This is a genomic window from Comamonas aquatilis (assembly GCF_965139575.1).
Taxonomy (GTDB): Bacteria; Pseudomonadota; Gammaproteobacteria; order Burkholderiales; family Burkholderiaceae_C; genus Comamonas; species Comamonas aquatilis.
Genome location: NZ_CBCSIW010000015.1, coordinates 99,407 through 114,220 on the forward strand (window position 1 = coordinate 99,407; position 14,814 = coordinate 114,220).

The 14,814-nt window shown below is 58.6% G+C and carries 18 protein-coding genes; 3 read left to right on the forward strand and 15 right to left on the reverse strand.

What is annotated here, in order from left to right; genetic code table 11:
* Positions 1-55: 55 nt before the first annotated feature.
* Positions 56-988: a LysR family transcriptional regulator gene (locus tag ACNAZA_RS16370; protein ID WP_415797606.1), complete on the reverse strand. Its 933-nt coding sequence runs from the start codon at positions 986-988 to the stop codon at positions 56-58.
* 141 nt (positions 989-1,129) lie between these two features.
* On the opposite strand from ACNAZA_RS16370, the gene ACNAZA_RS16375 reads away from it, so the two are divergent.
* Positions 1,130-2,011 (forward strand): DMT family transporter, encoded by an 882-nt coding sequence (locus tag ACNAZA_RS16375; RefSeq protein ID WP_415797607.1) that lies wholly within the window; start codon positions 1,130-1,132, stop codon positions 2,009-2,011.
* A gap of 50 nt (positions 2,012-2,061) precedes the next feature.
* On the opposite strand, the gene ACNAZA_RS16380 is transcribed toward ACNAZA_RS16375, so the two are convergent.
* On the reverse strand, positions 2,062-2,799 hold the full coding sequence (locus tag ACNAZA_RS16380) for an LrgB family protein (protein WP_415797609.1): 738 nt from the start codon (positions 2,797-2,799) through the stop codon (positions 2,062-2,064).
* Positions 2,796-3,179 (reverse strand): CidA/LrgA family protein, encoded by a 384-nt coding sequence (locus ACNAZA_RS16385; protein ID WP_415797610.1) that lies wholly within the window; start codon positions 3,177-3,179, stop codon positions 2,796-2,798. The genes ACNAZA_RS16380 and ACNAZA_RS16385 overlap by 4 nt, the downstream gene beginning before the upstream one ends.
* A 173-nt stretch (positions 3,180-3,352) precedes the next feature.
* Between ACNAZA_RS16385 and ACNAZA_RS16390 the strand changes: the two genes are divergently transcribed.
* On the forward strand, positions 3,353-3,571 hold the full coding sequence (locus tag ACNAZA_RS16390) for a hypothetical protein (RefSeq protein ID WP_415797611.1): 219 nt from the start codon (positions 3,353-3,355) through the stop codon (positions 3,569-3,571).
* Positions 3,572-4,905: 1,334 nt separating this feature from the next.
* Here the strand turns inward: ACNAZA_RS16390 and ACNAZA_RS16395 are convergent.
* Together ACNAZA_RS16395 and ACNAZA_RS16400 are read right to left on the reverse strand one after the other, a co-directional pair.
* The gene (locus ACNAZA_RS16395) at positions 4,906-5,937 is read right to left on the reverse strand and encodes an integrase (RefSeq protein WP_415797612.1); all 1,032 of its coding nucleotides are present in this window, start codon (positions 5,935-5,937) and stop codon (positions 4,906-4,908) included.
* Positions 5,934-6,149, reverse strand: a complete 216-nt coding sequence (locus tag ACNAZA_RS16400; RefSeq protein ID WP_415797613.1) for a hypothetical protein — start codon at positions 6,147-6,149, stop codon at positions 5,934-5,936. The genes ACNAZA_RS16395 and ACNAZA_RS16400 overlap by 4 nt, the downstream gene beginning before the upstream one ends.
* Positions 6,150-6,658: 509 nt before the next feature.
* Here ACNAZA_RS16400 and ACNAZA_RS16405 point away from each other — a divergent pair.
* A complete protein-coding gene (locus tag ACNAZA_RS16405; RefSeq protein ID WP_415797614.1) occupies positions 6,659-6,979 on the forward strand; it encodes a hypothetical protein in 321 nt (106 codons plus the stop codon).
* Here the strand turns inward: ACNAZA_RS16405 and ACNAZA_RS16410 are convergent.
* The 10 genes from ACNAZA_RS16410 to ACNAZA_RS16450 all read right to left on the reverse strand — a co-directional run bounded on the left by ACNAZA_RS16410 (position 6,973) and on the right by ACNAZA_RS16450 (position 14,372).
* Positions 6,973-8,118 (reverse strand): hypothetical protein, encoded by a 1,146-nt coding sequence (locus ACNAZA_RS16410; protein WP_415797615.1) that lies wholly within the window; start codon positions 8,116-8,118, stop codon positions 6,973-6,975. The two genes, ACNAZA_RS16405 and ACNAZA_RS16410, sit on opposite strands and share 7 nt — an antisense overlap.
* Before the next feature lie 5 nt (positions 8,119-8,123).
* Complete coding sequence (locus ACNAZA_RS16415) at positions 8,124-8,558, reverse strand: class I SAM-dependent methyltransferase (RefSeq protein ID WP_415797625.1); 435 nt, start codon at positions 8,556-8,558, stop codon at positions 8,124-8,126.
* A gap of 279 nt (positions 8,559-8,837) precedes the next feature.
* Complete coding sequence (locus ACNAZA_RS16420; protein WP_415797616.1) at positions 8,838-9,332, reverse strand: hypothetical protein; 495 nt, start codon at positions 9,330-9,332, stop codon at positions 8,838-8,840.
* A gap of 142 nt (positions 9,333-9,474) precedes the next feature.
* Complete coding sequence (locus ACNAZA_RS16425) at positions 9,475-10,284, reverse strand: hypothetical protein (RefSeq protein WP_415797617.1); 810 nt, start codon at positions 10,282-10,284, stop codon at positions 9,475-9,477.
* A 58-nt stretch (positions 10,285-10,342) separates the two neighbouring features.
* Entirely contained in the window at positions 10,343-10,540 is a 198-nt protein-coding gene (locus tag ACNAZA_RS22395) for an NrdR family transcriptional regulator (RefSeq protein ID WP_462936558.1), read from the reverse strand.
* Between the two features lie 37 nt (positions 10,541-10,577).
* Entirely contained in the window at positions 10,578-10,976 is a 399-nt protein-coding gene (locus tag ACNAZA_RS16430) for a hypothetical protein (protein ID WP_415797618.1), read from the reverse strand.
* Positions 10,977-11,033: 57 nt separating this feature from the next.
* Complete coding sequence (locus ACNAZA_RS16435; protein ID WP_415797619.1) at positions 11,034-12,017, reverse strand: recombination-associated protein RdgC; 984 nt, start codon at positions 12,015-12,017, stop codon at positions 11,034-11,036.
* A gap of 63 nt (positions 12,018-12,080) precedes the next feature.
* Positions 12,081-12,356 carry a hypothetical protein gene (locus ACNAZA_RS16440; protein ID WP_415797620.1) on the reverse strand — a complete coding sequence of 92 codons (276 nt, stop codon included), beginning with the start codon at positions 12,354-12,356 and terminating at the stop codon, positions 12,081-12,083.
* 12 nt (positions 12,357-12,368) lie between these two features.
* Complete coding sequence (locus ACNAZA_RS16445; protein ID WP_415797621.1) at positions 12,369-12,572, reverse strand: hypothetical protein; 204 nt, start codon at positions 12,570-12,572, stop codon at positions 12,369-12,371.
* A gap of 462 nt (positions 12,573-13,034) precedes the next feature.
* Complete coding sequence (locus ACNAZA_RS16450; RefSeq protein WP_415797622.1) at positions 13,035-14,372, reverse strand: amidohydrolase; 1,338 nt, start codon at positions 14,370-14,372, stop codon at positions 13,035-13,037.
* Between the last annotated feature and the right edge of the window lie 442 nt (positions 14,373-14,814).

Below are 14,814 nucleotides of genomic sequence, written 5' to 3' on the forward strand. Positions count from 1 at the left end.
TGTGGTGCTTGTCCACAAGCTTGTAGTGCCTGAATGGGGAGAACTTGGCAAGGCTTCACTTTCCGGCTTCCACCAAGTGATCGATCAGCGCTCTGACCTTGAGCGGCACGTGGCGTGACGGCATGTATAGCGCATAAGCCGTGCGCGGCGCGTAGCCGCCGGTCAGCTCCCAATCGGGCAGCAGCTGCACCAGCTGACCTTGTTCCAGCAGTTGATGAGCGCAGAAGTCCGCAACCAGACCTATGCCCTGGTGCTGCAGCGCCAGCGTGGTAATGCCCAGGCTGCTGGCCACCGTCAGTGGTGCGGGCAAGCTGGTGGTGATGAGAGGGCCGCCAACGCCATCGCGCGGCTGCCATTGCAGTTGGTTCTGGAAGGCGCCGTAGCCCAGAGCGATGCATTGCGCTCCCCGTTCGGGTAACTGAGCCGGGTGGGTCAGGGCGCCGCCCAGGCCATGCAGATACAGCGGCGTGGCCACCGCGATATAGCGCACCGGTAGCAAGGCCCGGGCCACCATATGCGGCGGCAACTGCTCGGGCCGCGCGATGCGTATGGCCAGATCCAGGCCTTGCGCAATCAGGTCTTCGGGTTGATCGCTGAGGGCGATATGCAGCTGTACCTCGGGCCAGCGTCGGCGCAGGGCGGGTAGCTGGGCGGTCAGCCAGATTTCGCCAAACACGGTAGGGGCCGTCAGGCGTACCGTGCCGCGCGGCGTGTCGCTGTAGTGGCCTGCCGTGGCATGGACGTCGCGAGCCGTGGCGGCCAGCTGGCTGCAGCCGGCATAGACTTCTGCGCCCAGCTCTGTCAGCGATAGCGAACGGGTGGTGCGGTGCAGCAGGCGCACTCCCCAGTGTGCTTCCAGCCGCCCGACGCTGCGGCTCACGGCCGAGGTGGTCAGATTGAGTTGGCGCGCCGCTGCCGCAAAGCTGCGCAGCTCCACCACCTTGGCAAAAACCAGCATCTCGGAAACCAGCAGGGGCTCAATGTGCATGGTGTGGCCAAGGGTAATTGTTGAATTCAACGCAATAGTACGTGGATTGGCGATGTATTGATGCTCTGATCGATATGGTCAACCATAGCGCCCATGACATATCCAACTTCTACTTCTGCCGTGCCGGTCCATGGCAAACCGATGGCTGCAGACCATGGGCCTCAGGCCGCCTCGGGCGGCGGCAGCTGGCGCATGGTGCTGGCTATGGTGCTCTCGGGCACCATAGGCTTGCTGGTGCTGGAAAGCGGTCTGCCGGTGCTGGTCGTGGTCTGGCTGCGCTGCGTTTTGGGAGGGCTGGGGCTGGCGGCCTGGGTGCTGTATTCGCGCCAATGGCAGTCGCTGCAGCGTGCCGAGGTGTTGTGGCTGCTGGTGGGCGGGCTGGCGCTGGTGCTCAACTGGCTGTGTCTGTTCTCGGCCTATCGCTACAGCTCGATTGCGGTGGCTACCGTGGTCTATCACATGCAGCCTTTTATCTTGCTGTTGCTGGCTGCGGCACTGGGGCAAGAGGCGCTGCCGCTGCGCAAGCTGCCCTGGCTGCTGCTGGCGCTGGTGGGCGTGGTGCTCAGCAGCGGCCTGCAGGCATCGGGCGCGGAGGTTGCATCCTGGCAAGGTGTGGCTTTGGCCCTGGTGGCCGCCAGCCTGTATGCGGTGGCCACGCTGGCAACGCAGCGCCTGCGTCGCCTGGCTCCGGCGCAGATTGCCATGCTGCAAATGCTGGTGGGCGTGCTGGCGCTGGCTCAGCCTGCCTGGGAGTTGTGGGACGCCGCGCAGTTTGTGCCCAAGGCCTGGGCGGCGGTGCTGGTGCTGGGCATGGTTCACACGGCCTGGATGTACACGCTGATGTATGCCGCCTTTCAGCGCCTGAGTGCGCAGGCCATTGCCGGCCTGTCATTCATCTACCCCGTGGTGGCGCTGCTGGTGGATTTGCTCTGGTTTGGCGTGCATCCGGCTTCTGCTCAATGGCTGGGCATGGGCTTGATTTTGCTGGCCGTCTGGGCCTATAGACGCAAGAAATCAAGCTAAAAAGAGCTAAAGCGCTTATCTATCAAGCGCTTGCAGCTACCGTTTTAATATCAAATCCAGGGGGTGAGAGCCAGCACCAGCGGCATCAACACCGCCGTTGCGACGCCGTTCAAGCCCATGGCCAGGGCCGAGAAGGCGCCCATGGTGGGGTTGATCTGCAGTGCGCGGGCCGTGCCTATGGCGTGGGCGGTCAAGCCCAGCGCAAAGCCCTGCACCGCAGGGTCCTGGATGCGCAGCAGCCGAATCAGCAGCGGTGCCATCATGGTGCCCGAAATGCCGGTAATGGCCACGGCCACGGCCGCCAGCGAGGGCTGACCGCCGAAGCGCTCGGCCATGGGCAGGGCAATCGGTATGGTGGCGGATTTGGGAGCCACGGCAATCAAGGTGGCTTCGGAGCCGCCAAAAGCCCAGGCTATGCCCAGGGCGCTGAGCAAGGCCACCATGCAGCCCACCAGCAGAGCGACGCTGATCGGCAGCCAGAGCTGCTTGATGCGCTCGCGCTGCGCATATAGCGGAATGGCCAAGGCCACGGTGGCCGGGCCGATCAGCAGACCCAGCAGGGAGACGCCGCTGCGGTAGGTGTCGTACGGCGTTCCCGTCACCAGCAAGATGGCGACGATGACCACCACGCCGGTAAACACCGGAATCAGCAAGGGGCGGTTGCCGCTTTTCTTGTAGATGGCCATGGCGCAGAGGTAGACCAGCATGGTCAGTACCAGCCAGGGCAGGGGGGAATGTGCCAGGCCTGCCCAGGCGGTGTTCAGGCGTTCCAGCCAGTCGTGGCTCATGAGGCCTCCGTAGTGTTTGCCTCGCTATCGGCCTGCGCAGAACGCTGGCGCTGCAGCAGAAAGCGAAAGGTCAGTGCGGTCGCGGCAAAGGTGATGGCGGCTCCGGCCACGCAGGCCAGTACAAAGGGTAGCCACTCGCGGCGCAAATGATCAAACTCCAACATCACGCCGGCGATGACGGGAATGAACAGCAGCATCATGTTCTGCAGCAGAACCTGGGCCACGGCCTCCAGTGACGGCGGCAGCCGCCGGTAGAACAGCAGGCCTAGCAACAGCAGCAGCGTGCCGATCAAGGCGCCAGGCAAAGGCAGTCCGCTGACGCGGACAAGCAATTCGCCCAGCAGCTGGAAGGCGAACAAAGTGGCAACGGCGTAGAGCATGGGCGGGCGAAGAGGTGAAGGTGGGGGTGGAGCGCAATGTTGCCGGCAGGTAAAGCCGGCATGCAGCTATTGCATTGACGTTCAAGCAGGTCTATCTTGGGCCGCAGATGAGGGCGCAGGGCTGCGCCGGACATCGTACCGAAGCCAATGATGCAAGCTTAGGAGAAATCGTCATGGAAACCGCACTCTATCGCGCACCGATCTACGAACCCACGGTGGATGAATTGGAAACGCTCAAGAAACTGGAGATGGGCGAGGATGTCTCGCTCTGGTCTGCCGCCAAGGAGTATCTGTCAAAACGCTTGCTGGAGCGCGGGCTGGTTTCGCAGGATGCGGAAAGGCATTGGCACATCACTGACGCGGGTCGTGCCGTCATCCGCCGCACCTTCTAAGGCGTCGGTATTTACCCTTGGATCGAAAGCTGCCTTATTTAGAGGCAATGAACCTTTGAGCTATTGAATGCAAGGGCTTGGCGGGTTCTGTGGCTGAGATTTCACAGGGTGTTAACAGGATTATCCACAGTGATTGTGGAAAAAAGCGCCGCAGCATACGGCGCTTTTTTCATGTCTTCTCGCGGTTGCAACCGTGTTTCGGATCGTGGCCAGATAAGACGGGTTTGGGGTACCAGCCAAACCCTGGTCAGGCAAGCCGTGAGAGGGAAACTACTGCTGAAAATGCGGGGAGACCAGGGTTGCAGGAGAAAGTTGCATCTCTGTCTCAAAGCCGATAGCAGGAAATCAAGAATGCGCCAAGCCGGCCATCCATTTACTGGAAATAAGCAAGAAAGCCAAAGTTATGCACAGATTGTGTGCAAGGCGACGATTGTCTGGATGGCAGACATCCTGCGTTGGCCCGATTTCAGGGCTGACACATGGATCAGTTGCACGAATGGCAGCTCAAAGACGAGCACTCTTGGAGTGCCTCCCCAGGCACTCGGCTCTAAGAATGGGCCAAAAAAGTGGGATCACGTTTGTTGGCTGTCAGGGCGGTGGCATAGCCACGCTTGGCGCAGCACTTTTCAACGTGCCATGGCCCAACCCTTGGGGGAGGCAGATTGTAGCCCAGATTGCAGAGCCAAAAATCCTGGCGCGTGATATTGGCGTATGGGCTGCAGTGCATGGATCGGCCTGCTTGACAGCCTAAAAGCAGGTGCAGGCATTTTCAAGCGCTGCTGACAGCGATATGGGTCGATTTTCTTTGCTGCCCTGGCGGTGAATGGCTTGCGTCGCCAATCCGAGGCTGCCGAGTAAGCAAGCAGCAAAGCTGCTCTTGCCGCTCAACACGTTGGGCAACGATCCGGACCCGGTCTGGATAAATCCTCAGGCGGTTCACCTTCGCTCATTGCTTCAGATTGGGAAGCTATTTAGGTGACTGAAAACAGAAGATGCTGTGTATATGAATGAGCCGATCAAGCGCTAATGAGTGCTCATGGTCAAAGCGACATAAGGGCATGACAAAGCTGTCTATTGCGCCTGCATGGCTGTTTGAGTGACACCGGGCAGCTGATATGCAGGTATCCATTCGGGCAAAGAAAAAGCCGTTAAGTCTTTGGAACTTAACGGCTTTTGGTATGTGGTGCCCGGGGCCGGAATCGAACCGGCACGCCTTGCGGCGGGGGATTTTGAGTCCCGTGAGAAATTGAGGATTCATGCGCCCTAGCGGTCAATGTGTTCCGGGTTTTTTATCGCATGTTCTCATAGGCAAAGACGGCAAAACCGGAACGCTTTTAACCCACTGGTTTCAGCCGTCGCACGCCGCCGTAATGGCGTTCAGTCAGGCGCTCATCGCTGTGCTGCAGGAGCTTGGACGCCTCCTCCAGGCTGCCGGCCTTCTGTGCCGCTCGCTTGCGCATGTCGCGCAGATAGAGCAGTTTGATTGACGCAGCCAGTTCATCCTCACCGCGCGCCGTGGCTTTTTCGGCCGCAATGGTTCGAGCCTTGTCCCACCCATAGCGCAGCGCCTGGGGGGTTACTGGGTTGCCCTCTGCCGTCGAAAGCAGCATTAGGTGATCAGCGCCAAGGGCTTTGCGCCGCCGCACCAGATCGGGCAGCACGGCCGACAGGTTGAGATCCCACTCGGCCTCTTTCCCTGTCTTACTGGCCTCAAGGGTAAGGAGGTTGCCCCGAGGCATAAGGACGGAAATGCAGTCCGTAAGGCGCATGCCCGTGGCCGAGCCAAGATCCATGCAGTCCTTGATGTGCTGGCCAGCTTCTGCATAGATGGCCTCATAAACATCGTCTCGGACCTTGATTTTCCGGGCCTTCTCCTTATTTTTCCACTTGCTGCGTTCCATGCCGGCCGCCGGCCATGGCTGCGATGTCAGCCCCTCGCCGCGCGCCCAGTTCCAGATCACTGAGAGGAGAGCCATTTCCCGGTTACCCTGAGTCTTGGCCGTGCGCTTTGCTAGATAGCCCTTGATTACAGGCAGCCCCACCTGGTCCCAGGTCGCCTCACCAAAAACGGGCCGCATCATGCGCAGATTTTTGGCGTATCCCTTTTTCGTCTCTGCGCTTGTGTAGCCTGGCAAAACCTCTGCTTCCCAGCGCGCGAAAGCCTCCTCGATGGTGCCAGTAACGCGGGCGCTGTAAGTGCCTCGTTCACCAATCTCTTTCCATTGGGCGATGGCCTTATCAAAGTCAGTCCCGAGCGGAATCTCTCCATTCCCCTCTGCGGATGCGTCATAGAAGTAATACACCACGACCTTGCCGCTTTTCCGGCGGCGCGTCCTGGTGCGCAGTCGTGGATAGGCTCCAGTCATCTGACAGCTCCTAGATTGATGCCGCGCGATGGGGTGAAAATTACCCCGGTCAGCCATTCGCGAACCTGGGCGCGAGAAACAAGAATACGCTTGCCGATCCGTTTGTGGGGTATCCCTTCCTTCTTGAGGAAGGCTTCCTGTTCATCAATCGTGCAGGCAGACGCCATGCGCTTTATTTCTTGAGGCCGAAGGAATTCACCAACTGCTTCCATGGTGCTCTCCATTAAAAAGGCCCCTGCTGGGGCCGTTGCTCTTGATGCGGGCGCACGGCCCGGTTGTATGTTCCCCACAACTGCTGCCCATCGGCGCAGCGCGCTTGCTTGCCGCCGGATAGACCGGCAGCGCAGCAGGTAAGGCAGTTGAAGTGGTGGAGCAGGTAGGCCTTGTCTTCTTCAAGGTCCACGGTGCTGGCGCTGGCTTTCGATATTGGCCAGCAACTGATTGCCGTCGATGAAATGGGCTTGAACACCCATGGTCATGAATACGGCGCAGGCCGCGATGAGTTTTTTCATTTCACCTCCTAGTTTCGATATTCATGCAGGCCCAGCAGGCCGACCACCACAGGTAGCCGTACACGTAGGCTTGGAAGGGGAGTGGGATCATGGTTGGACTTTCTGCGCTTGGTCGCGCCTTTCTTCTTCAGCGCGCTTCCAGTAGCCATCAACTCGTCCGATACAGTAAGCAGCCGCCAGAGCAATTGCGCCGAGGCTGATAAATAGGAATGTCTCGCCCATCACTCACCCCCTTGCGCTGCCTGGGCGGCGCGCTGTGCTTTATTGATGGCGGATCGGTTCTGATGCATTTGGGCCTCAATCTCGTGCCTTGGCCGACGCTCATGCAGCATTGCCGCCAGCAGGGCCTGGCTTTCTTCCAGCGCCGCAAACAAGTCTGGTGCGGACTCCATCAAGCAGGCATCTTCTGGCTTTGGGTCTTCATCAAAGCAGCAGATAACGGAGCCATCCGCACTATCTATCTGGGAGCAATAGCCGCTCTCACTCCTGAATTGCCAAGGGCCGCGTGTGAAATTTGCTTTGCTCATTGACCTTCCCCCTTTGCTGCCGCGATAGCGGCGCGTTGTGCCCACCAGTCGCGCGAAGGCTTCTCGGCGTTGTCGGCTTCCATGGCCACCATGAGCGCGATCAGGGCCATGCGAGTGCGGCTCGATTGACCGCCGCCACCACCGCCCGGATTGCAGAATTCGATGCTGCCGCCGCCTTTCTCGTCCCAGACGGACACAAGCACATCGTTGTCAGAGTCAAAGCCAACGCGAATGTGGGCGACTTGGCTCATGTCTCCGATACGGCCAACATCGCGCGCCTTGGGCCATGTGATTTCCGGATCCCGCGCGTCTGCCTGCGCCTGGGGTGCTGCGGCTGCATGATGGCGAACAGTCTTTCGCGCATCGCGCTCAATGCAATACAGCTGCAGAATTTCGTCCACGACATTGGTATCTCCTGCATACCAGCGCTGTCCCAGCTCCTGCAAATGACCTTCAAGCTGTCGCAGCATTTCCGCATAGCCTGGGTCTGATCGTTTGATAGCGCGTTGAACCTGAGAGAACAGGCCGCGATAGTCCACCTTCATGCCGCTGTGGTCGGCGGCCAGTAGATTGATCGCCTGCGCTGCCGGTGCAGATACTCCGGCCAGCAGGGCGCAGCGCACAACTTCTTGGCATTTGCGCGCAGTGTCTTTGTCTAGTCCCACGAACCGCATCAGGTTTGCAGCGATCCGGTCTGGCTCAGGCAGAACCACTGGCGCGGCTGCTGCCGGAGTGGCGGCGAGCGCGGCGCGGATTGAAATCAGCTCCTTCCACAGAACACGCTCTGTCAACGTTGCTTCGCGTCGCTCGCCTGTGTCTTCAATCACCTGCCATATGCCATCGGCCTCAGCATCAAGCTCAAAGCCCAAATGCTCCATCCAGTCTTCAGGCACGGCCACGGCTGCGGGCGCTGCCTGTGCTCGGCCTTCGTCCAGGCCTGCATGCCATGCGGCTTGTTCTGCTGCGGCTGGCTCCTGAATCTGGTGCAGGCACTGGCCCGCCTGACCGGCCTCAAACGCGGCGCGGCCGTAGCCCAGCAGGTGCTGCCTGTCCTGGCCGGTGACCAGGTTCAGGCTGAACGGTGCCATGAGTGCTGTCAGGTGCAGTTCATCGCCAGGGGTCATCTTGATAGGTTGCTTCATGCTGCTCACTCCTGATTCGGTTTCATAAAGACCATCCAATGCGTCAGGCCCTTGCGTCCTGTCGGATGCCCAAACAGAGGGGGGTATGGCGCCAGCTCAAGCACTTCCCGTACCTTGACCTGGTCTTCTGCCCACTTGAAGATCAATGTCCCGTTGCTGGCCAGGACGCGAAAGCACTCTGCAAAGCCTTGGCGCAGGTCCTCACGCCAGTGCTCGCCCAGCACTCCGTACTTCGCACGTAGCCAGCTTTTAGGGCCTGCATGCTTTAGGTGAGGTGGGTCGAACACAACGAGATGAAAGCTGCCATCAGCGAACGGGAGAGCACGAAAGTCCATCAGGCTGTCGGGTTGGATGTGAAGCTGGCGGCCATCGCAGAGAACGTGGCTCTCGGCGCGCTTGTCTCCATAGACGGCATCGGGGTTCTGACGGTCGAACCACATCATTCGGCTACCGCAGCAGGGATCTAGGACGCGGGGCGTCGAGTTCATATAGGTGGCTCCCAGAATGAGAAAAGCCCGCGGCGGCGGGCTGGGGTGTTGGTGGTCAGTGGCCGCAGGGCAGTGCTTGACTCTGGCCTTCTTGAAAGCTGGGTGGTACTGGTGCACCGCAGCTGCCGCAGCGCTTTGCAGGTTGAGTGGTGGTCATAGGGCTCCAGAAAGCAAAAAAGCCCGCTCAATGGCGGGCTCGTGATGTGGAAATGGATTAGCTTCTAGGGAAGATCAAATTGAAAATCCTCCTCTTAGGTTTGCGATAAAGCCGAGAAGCGGAAACCCTTTTAAACCAGAAAAATCACCTTGTGATCTCCAATATGAGATCACCTCTGTGAACTTCCTCCTGATCTGGTCAAGGGCTAGGTGATATGGGAGGCTCTCATCGATAGATTCATAATCTATATCGGTGATGGATTCCCCTGTGACCTGAAAAAAAACCATGCAGGGTGCTTCAATTTCATTCTCTATGCCAAGTGCGTGAATGAAGACTCGGTTGAATTCATTGAATTGGTCGCCGCTGACTCTAGGATTGCTTAGATAGAACACTGTTGCATCTTTACCAGACAGCGTATTCAACTCTTCATATCCATCTTGCTCATTGACGATTGCATCGACTACTCCACCGCCGGCATAGAAGATGAATGCAAAGCCTTTCGCCTTGCCCTCTCGTTGGTGCTTCTGGCATACCTGTAGGAAGTACTTATGGAAGTCCCCGAAGTTCATGCCAATGGGTGTAGGGCCTTTTCTTTGATGGATAGGGAACACTTTGTAAATGTAGAGATGAAAAATCTAGTTTAAAGGTGTTGCGTTTTTTTGTCGTTTGCCGTTGTTCACCTTGAGAGTACAGCCTACGCGGTGCACTGTTTTAAAGAATGCACTCACATGGCAAGGCCTGCTGTACTAGATTGATTCGAACGATCTTGTTTGCCTGGGCCCAGAACCGCTGATGCGGGATGTGCTCAGTAGCTGGAATGCCAGCAGCCTTCATGGCCGCGAATTTCGGCTCCATGTCTTCCAGGTACATGGGCTGGCCGTCATCCCAGTGAATGGCATGGCCTATCTCGTCCTCTGCCCACTTAGCTTTTAGCCAGATGTCCGGGCGAGTGCAGTAAACGATGTACCAGTGCTGCCAGCCTGCCTTGAGGCAGCCAATGCAATTGCCGTGCTTGAAGACGCTATAGGTACAGGGGCGCGGGATACCAAGGGCTTCGGTACTGTCGTGCTTGCGCTCCAGCCAGATCAGCGGGTAGTCCGTCTTCCAGCCCTGAGCGCCCATGATCCCGGCGCGGCGCTGGATGCGGTCTTGCTCGTTGCCATCGAAGCCGTAATAGATGGTGCTGTCGTCCTGCGATGCGTTCGCGGCCAGCCACTCCATGAATGGCTCGGTCTTGAGCCGCGCGGTGCACAGCTCCTGCCCGTTGTTTACCTTGAAGGCACCGGACTCTACGCACACGTCGAACTGATCTTGTGTGGCATTGCGCCGGCTGGCGAACGTCAGCGGCACGCCCAGGTGATCGGCCACGTCACGCTTGAACCGCTTTATGTCGGCATGCTCCACGCTGAAATGCATGTCGTGGTTCAGCAGCACTAGGTTCTTGGTGCCGTAGCGATGGGCCACATCAAGTGCCACCAGGGCAGAGCTGTGGCCGCCTGAATAGCAGACGATGTGTTGCATAGGGCTCCAGAAAGCAAAAAGCTCGCTCAGTGGCGGGCTTGAATGAGGTTGGTGAGTGCTACCGGTCGGGTTTTCGCAGCGCCTTCGGGATCGACTGATCGGGCGCATATACCTCGACGGTGGTGAAAAGACCGCCGCATGCCTGGGATTGGCACTTGCGCACGCGGTGGTAGTAGATGGGGTTTCCGTCCCCGGCGCGGGTCTCTTGCACCTTGGTCGATGACCCGCACGCTGGGCACTTGGGTTTGCTGCTCATGGTTCATTATTCGATGTCCGCAGGCAAAGCTAGGGGCTCAAGCAACCACCTTCTTGATCTCTTGGATCTGGACTTCGATCCAGCCTGCTTTGATCGCCAGCTCCTTGCATTGCTGAGCGGCGTCCTGCAGGCTGTAGGGCTTGCTGCGCACTGCCGAGCGCTTTGCTTTGCGCAGCCATGCCACCTTGTCAAAGTCTTCGACCGGTTTGCCGCCTGCTTTGCGGGCCATGACCTGCAGCCGCTCATGCGCCTCCCTGGCCTCAGGTAGCGCTCCGGGCTTGATGCCTGTGACGCGCCAGCCTTTATGGGTGGAGACGGGATCAGCTTTGGCGGCTACGCGCTTTTGGCGTTCTTGTTCCAGGGCTTCGGCACGCATAGCCGCCATGCGAGCGGGAGAAATGGCATTGCCATGGTGATTCACGAAAGTCAGACCCATGTGAGCCTCCAAATGAAATGCCCGCGCATGGCGGGCTTGGTAGATGTTGTGATGGCCTTAAAACGGTTGCTCGTCCGGAGCGGTGTCGAGTGGCGCGGCCTTGGGGCCGGTGGCGCTGGTGGCCAGTGAGGCGGGCAAACCATCGCCCAGGCCCGTGCGGCCTTCGCCGCCCAGGGCTTCGATCAGATCTGGAATCAGGCGTGACAGCTCGCCGGTGGCAATGGCCACATCGGTATCAAAGCCGGCATCGTCCTGGCTGGCACCGCCCATCACCCCATCCAGCAGCGTGATGCTCTTGAGCTGCAGGCCTTCGGTCAGCACAAAGCTGACCCGGTCGTCCCAGGTCATGGCCAGCTTGGTGGGCAGCTTTCCGTGCTCTATGTGCTCGCGCACTTGGTCAATGTCCAGAGGATGGCGGGCATAGCGGACCGTGGCCTTGGATTCGTCGGGGGCCTTCAGTTCGGTTTCGCGGTCGGCGGTGAAGCCGGCAGGCAGCTCCTGGGTGATCAACCATTGCGCCATGGCCGCCTGTGGGCTGGTCTGCGTGTCCAGCAGGGCTAGGCTGAAACCGGTCAGACCTTCTACCAGCAGCGTGACAACCTCATCGGCGCGCCCCTGGGCGCTGGTACCGAGCACCAGGGTACGGGCCTGCGGGTCGATCCACACCCACATGCTGCCTTGTTTGGTGAAGGCCATGGGCAGCAGATCCAGCTTGGCCTCGTCCTTGATCTCGCGGCGCTCTTTCTTGCCGGGCTTGCGGCCGTCGCGCTTCTCGATTGCCTCGGCCTTCTCGTTCACCTTGCGATTGAGCACGCTGGCCGGCAGCATTTTGGATTCGCTCATGAAGCGCATCACCCATTGGCCGGCCACGGACTCGGCCAGCAGACCGTGGGCCTCGCCGCGCGGTGGCGCCCAGCCCGCAGAGCGCTCTTGCGTGGCGCCGCACTCGGAAAACACTGTCTTTTGCAAGGCATCTTCCAAGGCCTGCAGGTCGCCTTGCCAGCTTTCGGCAATGCGGTAAATGATCATGCTCTTGAACATGGGAGCTCCAGAAATGCGAAACCCGCTTGTCAGCGGGCAGGTGAGTGGGAGAGAGGGCGCGGGTCAATGCTTGGCGCGGGCATGCTCGTGCTTGCAGAGTGCGGATAGCGCATGGAGGTGCAGGACCAGGGCGCTGCACAGCAGCGGGAAGTCAGCAGCATCGATGTGAATGGCGCCGCGAGCCTTGCGAGGCTCGATGCCAAGATCCACCAGATTGCCGTCATCGATATGCAGCAGCGACAGGGCGGCGTTGATTTCGCCCAGCTTCATGGTTTGGCCGTTTGCGATGTGTGCCTTGAATTCGTCCTCGGACAGCTCGGAGAGTTTGATGCGGCTCATGGGTGATGGGGTTCAAGGCTGTTCTTTGAGGCACTGCACGGTCTTGTCGTCCAGCCATTCAGCGTGCATGCCGGGGCAGGCAAATGCATCGCGTAGAGCAGTGCGGGTGGGGATGGGGGCCGTGGGTTCATCGGCCTGGGCGGTTGGGCTGGTGAGCCACAGCACCAGCACGGCCAGGGTGATGACCACTGCCGCGCCTTCAAACATGAGCTTCATCGAGCACTCCTTGAAAAATGATTAAAAGTGCTCCAGACGCTTATCAGGAAAGCGCTTGTAGCTATTGAATTTGATGGGTAATTCGAGCCTCAGTACGGCCAAGCAGCGGGTGTACTGACCATGAGCACCACGGCCGCGCCCACCAGGCAGAAGAGGCCGAAGCCTGTCAGCGCCCACTGCACAGCCATCAGAAGTTTTGTCCCAGAGTTGGGGCGAGCAGCAGCAGGGCTGCCAGAACTGCGGCCAGGAGTAGGGCGGGAATGTGCGACCATTTCACAGGCCTCCCTTTTCGCGCAGGCGCTGCACGAGGTCGTCGTCAACGGGGTGGTGGTCAGCGTGTAGATGCATAAAGGATCCCTATGGGAAACAAAAAAGCCCGCATAAAGCGGGCTTGGTAAAGAAGGTGTCCTGAAAATTCTCGGGACGGTGTTCAGATAATTGGGTTCTTGGCCTATACAGCCGTCACTTGCTCATAACGCTCAAGACTGCAGTTGTCATTGCTTGGACCCCCAGCTTCAAGGTGGGCTCTGGTACCGGAGCGAAGTACGGCGAATGGTTGAATGGCACAGGTTTGCCACCGGGTTGTGAAGCATCGGCAACTGCCTTTGGATCACTTACACCCACGAAGAAAAACATTGAAGGTACGCCAGCATTTACATATTCCGAAAAGTCTTCGCTTGCTGTGATCGGAGGAACCTCAATCACCTTGGCAGTAGTCAATTGCGCTTTGATTGCGGAAACAGCACGTTGAACAACGGCTTCGTCATTAATAATTGCCGAGCCACCTTTTTTAAATTCAATTGAAGGTTCTGGTGCACCGGACATTGCGGCCGCAGCTTGGGCGGTCCGGCGTATTCCATCTAGCATTTTTTCACGCACTTCCGGCTTGTAGCTACGGACGGTGCCACGCAGGACCGCCGAGTCAGGAATGATGTTGCCTGCAGAGCCTGCCTGAATCGAGCCTATTGTCACGACGCCGAATTCAGCCGGATCTTTTTCGCGGCTGACAACTGTCTGCACATCGGTGACGAAGTGAGCAGCCATAGTTATCGGATCGATTGTTCTATGTGGGGCAGATCCATGACCACCACGCCCTTTAAACGCAATATCTAGCCCGTCAGAAGAGGAGGAGACTGCGCCAGAGCGATACCCGATGACGCCGTAAGGCATTGGGTCAGCGTGCAAGGCGAATGCGACATCTGGCTTGGGAAATCGAGTGAAAAGGCCATCTTCTAGCATGGCCTTAGCACCTTCGCCTCCTTCCTCGGCAGGTTGGCCAATAAAGACCACCGTTCCCTTCCATTGATCCTTGAGGGCTACTAGCGTGCGTGCTGTCCCGATCAGGTTGGTTACGTGTATGTCATGTCCGCAGCTGTGAGCGACATAAGTTTCTCGGCCATTCCATTGGGCCTTGACCTTACTTGCATAGGGTAGACCGGTTTTTTCCTCCATAGGGAGAGCATCCATGTCTGCCCGAACTAGAACGGTGGGTCCTTGCCCATTTTTGTAAACCGCAACAACCCCAGTGCGGCCGACTTTTTCTGTTACCTCTAGACCAATGCTACGCATTTCCCCCGCCAGTTTGGATGCTGTGCGCGTCTCTTGGAATGAGAGTTCCGGGTTGGCATGCAGATCTTTATAGATAGCTTCCAGCGAGGGGTACATGCCATCGACCAAGGCGCTTAAGCGCGCGTTGACAGGTTGTGCTGTCGCAGGGCCGGATTGAATGCTGGTGATCGTTGCGATTGCTGCGATGGCAACTGCCAATACGCGACGAGTAGGCTTTTTCGAGGGCTGCACTTTGTCTCCTTAGTTATTGCATTCATGCTTCATGCTCCAAATCAGTCGATTTGAACTTATGAATAATAAGTATTTAATATAACTAAATTGACCATCGAAAACCCTGAGCTGAATGTGTTCTCAGCACTTGCCAGATGGAGGCAAGCACGCTGTTCCGGTGGTTAAAGAAATCCCCGCGCGATCTGGTGTGACCACTTTCGCCAACGACGCGGAAGCCGCGCCGAAGTCCTTAACCGCCACCTGCCCAGGCCTATTCCTGTGCAGACGTACCCGCTAGAGTGGTCACGCCGGATGGCTGCCGCTTACGCCGGCAAGTCGTGAGGTGGCCGGCTGTTGCTATTCTTCTTCGGGCTTCCAGCCTTTCACCTCATAGGCGAAGGCTGTCCACTTCGCTTTTTGCTCCTCCGACATCTCGCGCCATGGCTGAGCCTCATCCGCCTCA

Excerpts from the sequence above, each read along its gene's own strand:
- ACNAZA_RS16370 (WP_415797606.1), bottom strand. The coding sequence starts at position 988 with ATGCACATTGAGCCCCTGCTGGTTTCCGAGATGCTGGTTTTTGCCAAG.
- ACNAZA_RS16375 (WP_415797607.1), top strand. The coding sequence starts at position 1,130 with ATGGCTGCAGACCATGGGCCTCAGGCCGCCTCGGGCGGCGGCAGCTGG.
- ACNAZA_RS16380 (WP_415797609.1), bottom strand. The coding sequence starts at position 2,799 with ATGAGCCACGACTGGCTGGAACGCCTGAACACCGCCTGGGCAGGCCTG.
- ACNAZA_RS16385 (WP_415797610.1), bottom strand. The coding sequence starts at position 3,179 with ATGCTCTACGCCGTTGCCACTTTGTTCGCCTTCCAGCTGCTGGGCGAA.
- ACNAZA_RS16390 (WP_415797611.1), top strand. The coding sequence starts at position 3,353 with ATGGAAACCGCACTCTATCGCGCACCGATCTACGAACCCACGGTGGAT.
- ACNAZA_RS16395 (WP_415797612.1), bottom strand. The coding sequence starts at position 5,937 with ATGACTGGAGCCTATCCACGACTGCGCACCAGGACGCGCCGCCGGAAA.
- ACNAZA_RS16400 (WP_415797613.1), bottom strand. The coding sequence starts at position 6,149 with ATGGAAGCAGTTGGTGAATTCCTTCGGCCTCAAGAAATAAAGCGCATG.
- ACNAZA_RS16405 (WP_415797614.1), top strand. The coding sequence starts at position 6,659 with ATGTCTCGCCCATCACTCACCCCCTTGCGCTGCCTGGGCGGCGCGCTG.
- ACNAZA_RS16410 (WP_415797615.1), bottom strand. The coding sequence starts at position 8,118 with ATGAAGCAACCTATCAAGATGACCCCTGGCGATGAACTGCACCTGACA.
- ACNAZA_RS16415 (WP_415797625.1), bottom strand. The coding sequence starts at position 8,558 with ATGTGGTTCGACCGTCAGAACCCCGATGCCGTCTATGGAGACAAGCGC.
- ACNAZA_RS16420 (WP_415797616.1), bottom strand. The coding sequence starts at position 9,332 with ATGAACTTCGGGGACTTCCATAAGTACTTCCTACAGGTATGCCAGAAG.
- ACNAZA_RS16425 (WP_415797617.1), bottom strand. The coding sequence starts at position 10,284 with ATGCAACACATCGTCTGCTATTCAGGCGGCCACAGCTCTGCCCTGGTG.
- ACNAZA_RS22395 (WP_462936558.1), bottom strand. The coding sequence starts at position 10,540 with ATGAGCAGCAAACCCAAGTGCCCAGCGTGCGGGTCATCGACCAAGGTG.
- ACNAZA_RS16430 (WP_415797618.1), bottom strand. The coding sequence starts at position 10,976 with ATGGGTCTGACTTTCGTGAATCACCATGGCAATGCCATTTCTCCCGCT.
- ACNAZA_RS16435 (WP_415797619.1), bottom strand. The coding sequence starts at position 12,017 with ATGTTCAAGAGCATGATCATTTACCGCATTGCCGAAAGCTGGCAAGGC.
- ACNAZA_RS16440 (WP_415797620.1), bottom strand. The coding sequence starts at position 12,356 with ATGAGCCGCATCAAACTCTCCGAGCTGTCCGAGGACGAATTCAAGGCA.
- ACNAZA_RS16445 (WP_415797621.1), bottom strand. The coding sequence starts at position 12,572 with ATGAAGCTCATGTTTGAAGGCGCGGCAGTGGTCATCACCCTGGCCGTG.